The organism is uncultured Psychroserpens sp., from assembly GCF_947494225.1.
Taxonomy (GTDB): domain Bacteria; phylum Bacteroidota; class Bacteroidia; order Flavobacteriales; family Flavobacteriaceae; genus Psychroserpens.
Genome location: NZ_CANLUG010000004.1, coordinates 345,675 through 355,139, shown reverse-complemented (window position 1 = coordinate 355,139; position 9,465 = coordinate 345,675). Strand labels below are relative to the sequence as shown.

The following is a 9,465-nucleotide window of genomic DNA, read 5'->3' as shown; positions in this document are numbered from 1 at the left end:
GGTTTGTAGTTGAGTATAATGAACCTAATACAGGTGACCGTAAAGAATTTAAAGCCCATTTTACCCTGAAAAGATAAAATTAATATGAATCTAAAAAAGTATTATATAATAGCAAGTTTAGCATTGTTTTCATTTATTGGAACAGCGCAAGAAGGACTACCCATTTATTCAGATTATTTAACTGATAACTATTATCTCATACATCCATCTATGGCCGGAGTGGCAAATTGTGCTAAAGTAAGATTGACTGCGCGAGCACAATGGTTTGGGCAAGATGAAGCACCTAATTTACAAACATTAAGTGTTAATAGTAGGTTAGGAGATTCTCCATCTGCAATAGGTGGTATTGTGTATAATGATAAGAATGGGTATCATTCTCAAACAGGAGCGTATCTAACTTATGCGCACCATATCATGTTTTCTCGTAATGAAATTGATTTAAACATGTTGTCGTTTGGCTTGAGTGCTGGATTTATTCAGTATAAATTAGATGAAACAGAATTTTTAGCTGATGGATTTGATCCTATCATAGCAGGTGTTGAGCAAAGTGCAACTAACTTTAATGTAGATTTTGGGTTTTCGTATCACTTAATCGACTTCTATGCTCATGCAACAGTTAAAAATGTTTTAAATAATGATGGAATTAACTTTAACGAACAAGGTTTAAGCTATGATAACCTGAGAACATATTTGTTATCTGCAGGGAACACATTTCATAAATTTGGAAGCGATTGGAGTTTTGAACCATCGTTAATGTTTATGTATAGAGATGCTACAGAAGAAGCATCTATTGATATTAACGCTAAGGCTTATAAGGATATGGACTTTGGAACGCTTTGGGGCGGAATTTCTTATCGCAGGAGTTTAGATGGTGCTGAATTTTTAGATGGATCAGGAGTAAGCAGTCAAAAACTCCAGTATTTCACACCTTTTGTTGGTGTTGATTATAACAATTTTGTATTTGCTTATACTTACTCGTATCAAGCAAATTCTGTTGTATTTAATAACGGAGGATTTCACCAAATTACATTAGGTTACAACTTCAATTGTAGAAGAGAGAAGTATGAGTGTAATTGTCCAGCAATTAATTAAAGACATAAATTAAGTATAACAAAAAAAGTCTCGATAGTTAGTTACTATCGGGACTTTTTTGCGTTAGTGATGGAGGTTTTGATGGAGCTCACCAGAGCATAACTCTGGAAGCGACTACCGAGAGCACGACGCTCTTTTAATTAGCGTAAATTTAAAGAGGGTAACGCCCAAACCTTACCAAGTATATTTCTTTTCTTTTGCTTGTGTTTTTATAGCTTTTATCATGGCGTTTTCTAAGCCGTTTTTATCTTCACTGTTTTTAGATTTTATATATAATCTACGCTTCTCATTTAACTGCTGGATTTCTAGTTGAATTACCTCACGCTCTTGACGTTTGTTTTTAACATACAATTTAATTTCGGTAATGCTTTTATCCTTGAGTTCTTGTGGAAGGTCTTCTTTTTTTAAATTTTCAAATTTAAAATCCTTTCTTTTTTCGGCATCAACTAAGTCCCAATTTGAGTTTTGGTATAAGTGAGAGCTTTTACTTACGGTTCTACTTACAGCGTTTGCCTCACTGTAACTCTCTGCATTAGAATCCTGCTCTGCTTGAAGCGCCATTTTCTTTTCGCCAATACGACCATAAGCAACGTACGTGCCATTTAGTTTTTGATTGAGCTTCAGAATCTTGTCATCATAAGGTGTTGCAACGTAGGTTGTGGCGTGATTGTGATTGATGGCCATATAATCACCATGAGATAAATCGGCACCATCTTTCCAATAGGTGGCAATGCCTTGATTGTAGTCTCCGCAGAAGATTGTATTGACGCTCACTCCGTTTTTGTGTGCTTGTTTAGCGGCGTCTTGGTAACTTATTTTACCCTGAGAAAAGGGCTCGTTTCCAGCAATAAAAATGAGTTTTAAGTCATCTTCGTTTTCGCCCCATTTTAACTGGTTTAATGAGGTTTGAATAACATGACCACAATATTCGTTTCCGCCATTTGTTGTTAGTGAAAAGAGTTGTTTTGAGATTTCATCTAGATCATTGCTAAAGGCCAAAACTTGCCTAATAAACCCTTCATCACCATTTAAATTATCATTGCCGTACTCATATAAAGCAATTTGTAATTTGGGTTTATCTTCACCACACTTGGCATAAGAAAGTTCATTTACAATATCCCAAAGCTGTGCTTTTGCTTGATCTATAAGTCCGTCCATACTATTACTCGTATCGAGGAGCAAAGCCACTTTTATAAATTGTTTATTGGGATTATGTCTTTCCGTTTTGGCCAAAACCAATGCTGTATCTTTTTTTTCGTTCGCATTACATGATGTAAAATTTATAATACATAATGAGAGTACGAGTGTCTTAATTAGTGTTTTCATATGTTCTTTTTTTAAATAATTATTTGTCCTCTTTTGGTACGGCCAAACCTTCATAGGTTATACGATCATCTAATGGATATATGAGTTCTGATAACTCATAGACATTCTCATATCCATAGCCATAGAGATTAATATAAGTTGGAATATTGAGCGCTAGTGTGAGTGCTCTTGCTTCTTCTTTTTCTTTTAATTTTAAACTGAGTTTTGGAAGTGCTACTTTACTGGCGAAATGTATACGATCTCCTTCAAAATTGTTATTACAATAGATTAAAATTTTCGTGTTCCAGTTAGGAATAATCTTAGCAAGGTTTTCTTGTGTGAAATCTGAAAAGTTTAAATGAATAGCCCCTTTAATGTGTTTTTTGTCATACATGTCTTTGGAACGTGTGTCTAATATGATGGTGTTCTCTTCTTTGCTTTTAGCCAAGAATTCGTTAAAATCAATCAATCTTTTTTTTCGATGTTTTTTTACCTGTCTAACCAAGGTTTCAAAATCTGAATAACTCACTTTTGACTTTCTGAAATCTGGTAATTTAGTGTCTGCTGGAATGCATATCAATAAGGCGATGCATGTAAATATGAATGTTGTTTTCATAATATTATTGATTAATTGGTTTGTAGTGCTTTTATATCTAATGTACCGTTTGGAGAAACGACATAGTATTTATGTTTAATTTCGGTCTTAACTACAGGCTTAGGTTTTGCTTCTTTAGGTTTAGGTGTATACTGTAATCGAATATTCATTCCTATTTGAACAACAGGTTCTAAAATAGATGGATTAATGACGACATCATAGTTCTCATAAGACAAGGGTTGGTAATAGTACGAGGTCTGCTTTTTTGCTGTAGTTACGCCTTTTTTCTTTTTAATGGCTTCAAAGGAAACACTATTAAAGGCTTGGTAACTTTGATAGAAATCTTTTGGAAAATAACAGTACTGATCGTCAGCTATAGCAACATTATATTCGGTTAAGTCGAAGCCCAAAACTTTATAATAGGCTTTCTTCTCTTCAATGAGTTTTAAAAGTTTTGTTTGAAGGTTTTTATAAACTTCAGCAATATTCTCGATGTAGTAATCGACTTTAACTAAATTGTAAATTTCACTTTTAGCACAAGCTGTTAGTATGGTTTCGAACTGGTTGGTTTTTGTAAACTGAATATGTAAATTCTGTTGAAGTTCAAATCCGTTAGGAACCTCAGTATAGGTTTTACTGAATAACTTCTTTTGGACTTCAATTTCATAATTAGGGACAAATGAAATCACATCGACAGCAAAATTTTCTTCTGAAATTCCTACGGCTTTTAGACTGTTTTTAATTTTATCAATACGCTGGTTCATAAGCAAATTAGTACTGTCTGCTGACGGTCCAATTTGTGAGACATTAAAAATGGCGGTGTATGTTGTGGCTTCAACATTTTGTAAGGCTTTTACATCAATAAATACGTGTGTACTCGGGTTTAATATTTTGTTTATTTGTTGCTGTACGGTTGGATTATAAATGGTAGCATTTCCAGAATGTAAAATATTCTGCCTTGATATTTGATCATAATTTCCTTTGTGCTGTGCATTGGATATTACCATGCAAACTAAAATTAGCACAATGCTAAGGGCTTGATTTTTCATTACTTTTTTATCGATTTTTGATTAATGCTGTAAATCTAGAATCAACTTTTTTTAATAAAAAATCATATTGAGTGAACTACGTTACTGGATGAGGGAAAATGAGACTTAACTGAGTGAGCCTTGCAATTTAGGTTGTGATTTTAAGTTTTGAGCATGATGACGATTTTATTTAATCAATTAAAGTATGTAAGTTTATTCCATTCTATTTAAACAATGAAAACATTATTAACATATAGCTTCTGTGTTTTACTCATACTTTGCTCTTTTGGAACTCTATCTGCGCAAAATAATGAGGCAGAAAAAAATGCCTTAAAATTAAAAGAAGAGAAAAACCCATTCTTTACTATTAGAGGTTCTGTAAGGGAGAGTGATACCTATAAACCTATTTCAAAAGTTAATATTGAAGTTAATGGTGGCGACTATACGAGAACTGATGCCAATGGCGCATTCACCATTAAAGCTCGAAAAGGAGATGAGTTAATCGTAAGGCATAAAGATTTTGAAACGGTCTATCATATTATTGAAGACAATGATAGAATAACCGTAGAGGTTGAACCGGCTGATATCAGTCAAAAGTCAAGTTCAAAATTTAAGGTCGATATAAAAGCATTTAATGCGTTTATAGATTCTGTGTCTAAGTATAAGAAATTAGATGTAGCAAAAAGTATTGGATTTGTGGGAGACGCATTGTCGCAGAGTACAACAGTCTCTCAGAATGCCGAAGCCTATTTGTTACTTGCCGAAGTTTATATGCATTGGGAACAGTATGATTTGGCGGTTACCAATTACAGGGTGAGTCTGCAAAATAAAGAAACTAATGCAGCTAAATTAGGTTTAGCAAAAGCATATGAACGCAATAAAAATTACCAAGAGAGTTTAGAAACCTATGAAGCTATACATAAGAAATCGTTGAGTAATTATCAATTGGTTACGCTTTATGAAGGTTTAGGGGACACCTATTTTAGTATTAAAAATTTTCAAGCGTCTATTGATGCCTATGAAAAAGGCTTAGAAATAGCCAATAAACATCTTATAAAACCAAAAATTGTAGATCTTAACTCCAAAATTGCTCAGTCTTATAATAGTGCTGGTCGAGTGGATAAAGCCGAGCAGTTTTTTGGAAACTCTCTTAACCTTGCTGAAAAAGAAACAAAAAAACGTGCTTTAGAAGAAAAGGTTACGGTTGCAGATTTTCAAAATACTAATAGAAACTACTCTGCAGAAATACAGCTGAGAAAGGAGATTGTTGAAGATGTAGAAGATGTTCAAAGAGACTCCATTATTGCTAATGAAAGTGCCTTAACACCACAAAAGCAAAATTATAAAATAGGGAATGCATACTTTCTACAGAAAGATTATGAAAATGCCATACCTTATCTTGAAAAAAGTATTGAAGAAGCGGATGCTAAAGGGGATTTGATAGTAAAAAAAGATGCGACAAAAAAGCTCTCTGATGTGCATGTTGACGCCGGAAATTTTGAAATGGGAAAAGAGACCTTTGAAGCGTATAAACTTGTTGTAGATGAATTATATATAAAACGTGAACAGGAACTATCGCAATCTGATCGCTTTAGACGTAACATTAATTCTCTACAAAACAGAATCAATAGTTTAACGGGTAATCAAGAACTTATAACAAGTTTGGCCCAAGCGCGTAGTAAAAATCAACAGTTAATTATCTATTCGTTAATAGCCGGATTAATTATGTTACTCATTGCGGCTTTCTTTATGTACAAATACATAAAACAGCAACGATTGGCAAATAATCTATTAGCATTAAAATCATTACGCAGTCAAATGAATCCGCATTTTATTTTTAATGCACTTAATTCGGTAAATAGTTTCATAACTATTAACGATGAGCGTACAGCGAATAAGTACTTATCTGATTTCTCATATCTTATGAGAGCTGTGCTCGAAAACAGTGAAGAAGATTTTATCCCGCTGCAAAAAGAAATCGAACTGTTAGATTTATATACTAAGTTAGAACATTTCAGATTTCAAGATAAGTTTGATTATAGTATTACTGTAGATGAAAATGTTGATGTGGAGTCTTATCAGATTCCGCCAATGTTGTTGCAACCCTATATAGAAAATGCTGTATGGCATGGCTTACGTTACAAAACTGAAAAAGGCCATTTATATATTACGATTTCTAAAAAGAATGATACTGAAATCACGATAACAATTGCAGATGACGGTATTGGAAGGGAGCGTTCTAAACACTTAAAAACAGCCAATCAACAAAAACAAAAATCAAAAGGGATGGGCAATATTAAAAAACGTGTTGCCATTCTAAACGACATGTACAAAGATAAAGTAGACGTTTATATTGACGATTATCAAGATGCAGAGGATGTAGGTACCAAGGTCGTTGTAACCATAAAAAAAGACTAAAAATGAAATTAAGATCCATAATTGTTGAAGACGAAGAAACAAGTAGAAAAATTCTGAAAAATTATCTCAATAAGTACTGTCCTAATGTAGAGGTTTTAGGCGAAGCATCAAATGTAGAAGAGGCCTTAGTACTCATTAGAAACACAGAATTAGACCTTGTATTCCTTGATGTAGAAATGCCTTATGGTAATGCTTTCGATTTATTAGACAAGGTTGGTGATATCGATTTTGAAACTGTCTTTGTAACCGCATATAACCATTATGCAATCGATGCGTTAAACGCACATGCATCCTACTATTTAATGAAACCAATTTCCATTGATGAGTTGATTAAAGCGGTCGATTATGTGACAGAAATAAGAACAAAGGAAGATGCCCTTCAAGATCAAGTTTTGGTTCCTAAGACCCATAAGGTCAATGGTAAAATTACAATTCCTCAGCAAGACGGATTTGAAGTTTTAGAAACATCAGATATTATGTATTGTAAGGCAGATGATAATTATACTGAGATTTACCTTAATAACAACAAAAAGAAATTGGTAAGCAAAACTTTAAAGTATTTTGAGGATGCACTTACCGAAAGTGGCTTTGCTAGAGTACACAAAAGTTATTTGGTAAATGTTAATGAGGTAACCAAATATGTTAAAGGAAAAGGTGGAAGCGTGGTATTGAGTAACGGAAAAGAGATTATGGTTTCGGCGTCTAAAAAATCTGGTTTACTGTCTTATTTTAAATGATAACTTTGTAGAAACATAATCGTTTTATAGTATCAAAAACCTCGTCTAATATAAAAATTATGCTATGCCAATCATTAAACCAGTAAATGGAAAAGAACCTCAAATTCCAAGTGACTGCTATGTAGCAGAGAATGCTACCATTGTTGGCGATGTTACTATGGGAAATCAATGTAGTGTATGGTTTAATGCAGTTATAAGGGGCGATGTTCATTTTATTAAGATGGGAAACAAAGTTAATGTTCAGGATGGTGCTATAATTCATGCTACTTATCAAAAAGCAGCAACTACCATTGGGAACAATGTGTCTATTGGTCATAACGCTATCGTTCATGGTTGTACCATACAGGACGATGTATTAGTTGGAATGGGAAGTATTATTATGGATAATTGTATTGTAGAACGTAATAGTATTATTGCTGCTGGAGCAGTAGTTACTGAAAATACAATTGTTGAATCAGGAAGTATTTATGCAGGTGTTCCTGCCAGGAAGATTAAGGATGTTAGCGAAGAATTAATTTCAGGAGAGATCCATAGAATAGCCAATAATTATGTGAAATATTCAAGTTGGTTCACATCTTAGACTTAATCTGGGTAATTAAATCTTCTACAGATAAAATGTTTTCTAAATGGTCGTTATCAAAAAGCATTGTTAACGCATTATCCTCTAATTTTAAAATGGCTGGATACGGTATTGTTGACTTAGGGAATTTTGCTTCAAATTCATCTTTATGATAGAATACCATAGCAATTTTACTGTTCTTTCTAAAAGATGTCCAAATAGAATTTTCAGAAAAAGTATTAAATGTTAATGCGCATAAATTGCATTGATATGTTTTTGGGCTCAGCAACTTATGGCCAGCATCTAATAGCGTGTTAAGTTTTCCCGAATTAGCGTTATAAACAAAAAGTAAAGTCATATAAGCAATAAATCAAAAACCTAAAGAACTCGCCGAAAACTCGTCATTTAGAATAGCGTTTAACACATTAATATTGCCATTAGAAAAAAAGAGATGTTTAGGAGAAGTGTTCTTATCGTTTAAAAGCTCGTGATGTTCTAAAACAGCTTTGGTTTGTTTGGCAACAGCTAATCCAGAATCAATAATTTTAACGTGTTTTGGGAGTAGTTCTAGAAGTAAAGGCATCAAATAAGGATAATGTGTACAACCTAGCACTAAATAGTCTATATTGGCTTTTATCATTGGTTCTATATAGGTCTGCAAAAGCAATTTCATGTCGTTGCTATTAATTAGGCCTGCTTCAATCAAAGGAACAATGCCTTCACCAATTTGTTCAACCACCTTTATGCCGTTACTATATAAATCTGTTGTTCTATGAAACAACTCACTACCAAGTGTACCTTTTGTTGCTAGTATACCAATTGCCTTTGTTTTGGTATGTAAAGCGGCTGGCTTAATAGCAGGTTCAATGCCTATAAAAGGCACTTTGTAAGTAGTTCTTAACATTTTTATGGCATTTGTAGTTGCAGTGTTACAAGCAACCACAATAAGTTTACAGTTTTTTTCTAATAGAAGTTCTGTGTTTTTAATACTTAAATCTAAGATTTCAGATTTACTTTTTCCTCCATAGGGCGCATTTTTACTATCGGCAAGGTAAATGGTGTCCTCGTTTGGTAGAAGCGCATGAATCTCTTTAAAGATAGAGGTGCCACCAACTCCAGAATCAAATATGCCAATAGGTTTATTACTCATAGTTACAAAAATAAAAAAGCCACTTGTTTAAAGTGGCTTCCTTGTCTATTTATTTAGTATTTCTATATTAGAATCCTAATTCTTTCTTTACGTCTGCCAAAAGATCTTTTCCATCAGCCACTAATACACCACCACCTTGTGTTGAATCTAGTACATAATTAAATCCTTGTGCTTTTGCTACTTTATTGATAGCTGCTTTTGCCTTTTCAAAAATAGGCTTCAATAATGCAGCTTCTTTTTTAGATAAATCTTCTTGCGCTCCAGCTTGAAACTCACGAATACTTTGCTCCATTTGTTGTACTTCTTGAGCACGCTTTGTGTTTTCTTCTTCCGTTTTTGTATCAACTTCAGCTCTATATTGCTTTACTTTATTTTGAAGCTCAGTTACCAAAGTTTTGTAATCTGCATCATAAGTTTTTGACAACTTCTCAATTTCTGCTTGAGCCGCTTTCATTTCAGGCATAGCTTGAACTAACTCTGTTGTATTTATATGTGCAACTTTACTTTGCGCTGTTGCAAGACTTGTCGTACCAACAAATAGTATAGCTGCGAATAATAGGGTTTTTAAGTGTTTCATTTTA

At 33.5% G+C, this 9,465-nt stretch carries 10 protein-coding genes; 4 read left to right on the top strand and 6 right to left on the bottom strand.

Going from position 1 to position 9,465, the window contains the following annotated elements; all coding sequences use genetic code 11:
- Nucleotides 1-84: 84 nt before the first annotated feature.
- The gene (locus Q0893_RS12030; protein WP_298902241.1) at nucleotides 85-1,092 is read left to right on the top strand and encodes a type IX secretion system membrane protein PorP/SprF; all 1,008 of its coding nucleotides are present in this window, start codon (nucleotides 85-87) and stop codon (nucleotides 1,090-1,092) included.
- A 174-nt stretch (nucleotides 1,093-1,266) separates the two neighbouring features.
- Here the strand turns inward: Q0893_RS12030 and Q0893_RS12025 are convergent, their stop codons facing one another.
- From Q0893_RS12025 to Q0893_RS12015, 3 genes are read right to left on the bottom strand one after another with little or no spacing between them, the layout of a single operon-like run.
- Nucleotides 1,267-2,418, bottom strand: coding sequence for a VWA domain-containing protein (locus Q0893_RS12025; protein WP_299275869.1), 1,152 nt, complete (start codon nucleotides 2,416-2,418; stop codon nucleotides 1,267-1,269).
- Between the two features lie 19 nt (nucleotides 2,419-2,437).
- Nucleotides 2,438-3,013, bottom strand: coding sequence for a rhodanese-like domain-containing protein (locus Q0893_RS12020; RefSeq protein ID WP_299275866.1), 576 nt, complete (start codon nucleotides 3,011-3,013; stop codon nucleotides 2,438-2,440).
- A gap of 11 nt (nucleotides 3,014-3,024) precedes the next feature.
- Nucleotides 3,025-4,041: an SIMPL domain-containing protein gene (locus Q0893_RS12015; RefSeq protein ID WP_298902244.1), complete on the bottom strand. Its 1,017-nt coding sequence runs from the start codon at nucleotides 4,039-4,041 to the stop codon at nucleotides 3,025-3,027.
- 213 nt (nucleotides 4,042-4,254) lie between these two features.
- Between Q0893_RS12015 and Q0893_RS12010 the strand changes: the two genes are divergently transcribed.
- From Q0893_RS12010 to Q0893_RS12000, 3 genes are all read left to right on the top strand, one after another.
- Complete coding sequence (locus Q0893_RS12010; RefSeq protein WP_299275862.1) at nucleotides 4,255-6,438, top strand: histidine kinase; 2,184 nt, start codon at nucleotides 4,255-4,257, stop codon at nucleotides 6,436-6,438.
- Between the two features lie 2 nt (nucleotides 6,439-6,440).
- Entirely contained in the window at nucleotides 6,441-7,175 is a 735-nt protein-coding gene (locus tag Q0893_RS12005) for a LytTR family DNA-binding domain-containing protein (RefSeq protein WP_298902247.1), read from the top strand.
- A 64-nt stretch (nucleotides 7,176-7,239) separates the two neighbouring features.
- Complete coding sequence (locus Q0893_RS12000) at nucleotides 7,240-7,755, top strand: gamma carbonic anhydrase family protein (protein WP_299275858.1); 516 nt, start codon at nucleotides 7,240-7,242, stop codon at nucleotides 7,753-7,755.
- On the opposite strand, the gene Q0893_RS11995 is transcribed toward Q0893_RS12000, so the two are convergent.
- The 3 genes from Q0893_RS11995 to Q0893_RS11985 all read right to left on the bottom strand — a co-directional run bounded on the left by Q0893_RS11995 (nucleotide 7,745) and on the right by Q0893_RS11985 (nucleotide 9,461).
- Nucleotides 7,745-8,092, bottom strand: a complete 348-nt coding sequence (locus Q0893_RS11995) for a GTPase (protein WP_299275855.1) — start codon at nucleotides 8,090-8,092, stop codon at nucleotides 7,745-7,747. The genes Q0893_RS12000 and Q0893_RS11995 overlap by 11 nt on opposite strands.
- A 12-nt stretch (nucleotides 8,093-8,104) precedes the next feature.
- On the bottom strand, nucleotides 8,105-8,884 hold the full coding sequence (gene murI, locus Q0893_RS11990; RefSeq protein ID WP_299275852.1) for a glutamate racemase: 780 nt from the start codon (nucleotides 8,882-8,884) through the stop codon (nucleotides 8,105-8,107).
- 67 nt (nucleotides 8,885-8,951) lie between these two features.
- Nucleotides 8,952-9,461 (bottom strand): OmpH family outer membrane protein, encoded by a 510-nt coding sequence (locus tag Q0893_RS11985; protein WP_298902254.1) that lies wholly within the window; start codon nucleotides 9,459-9,461, stop codon nucleotides 8,952-8,954.
- Between the last annotated feature and the right edge of the window lie 4 nt (nucleotides 9,462-9,465).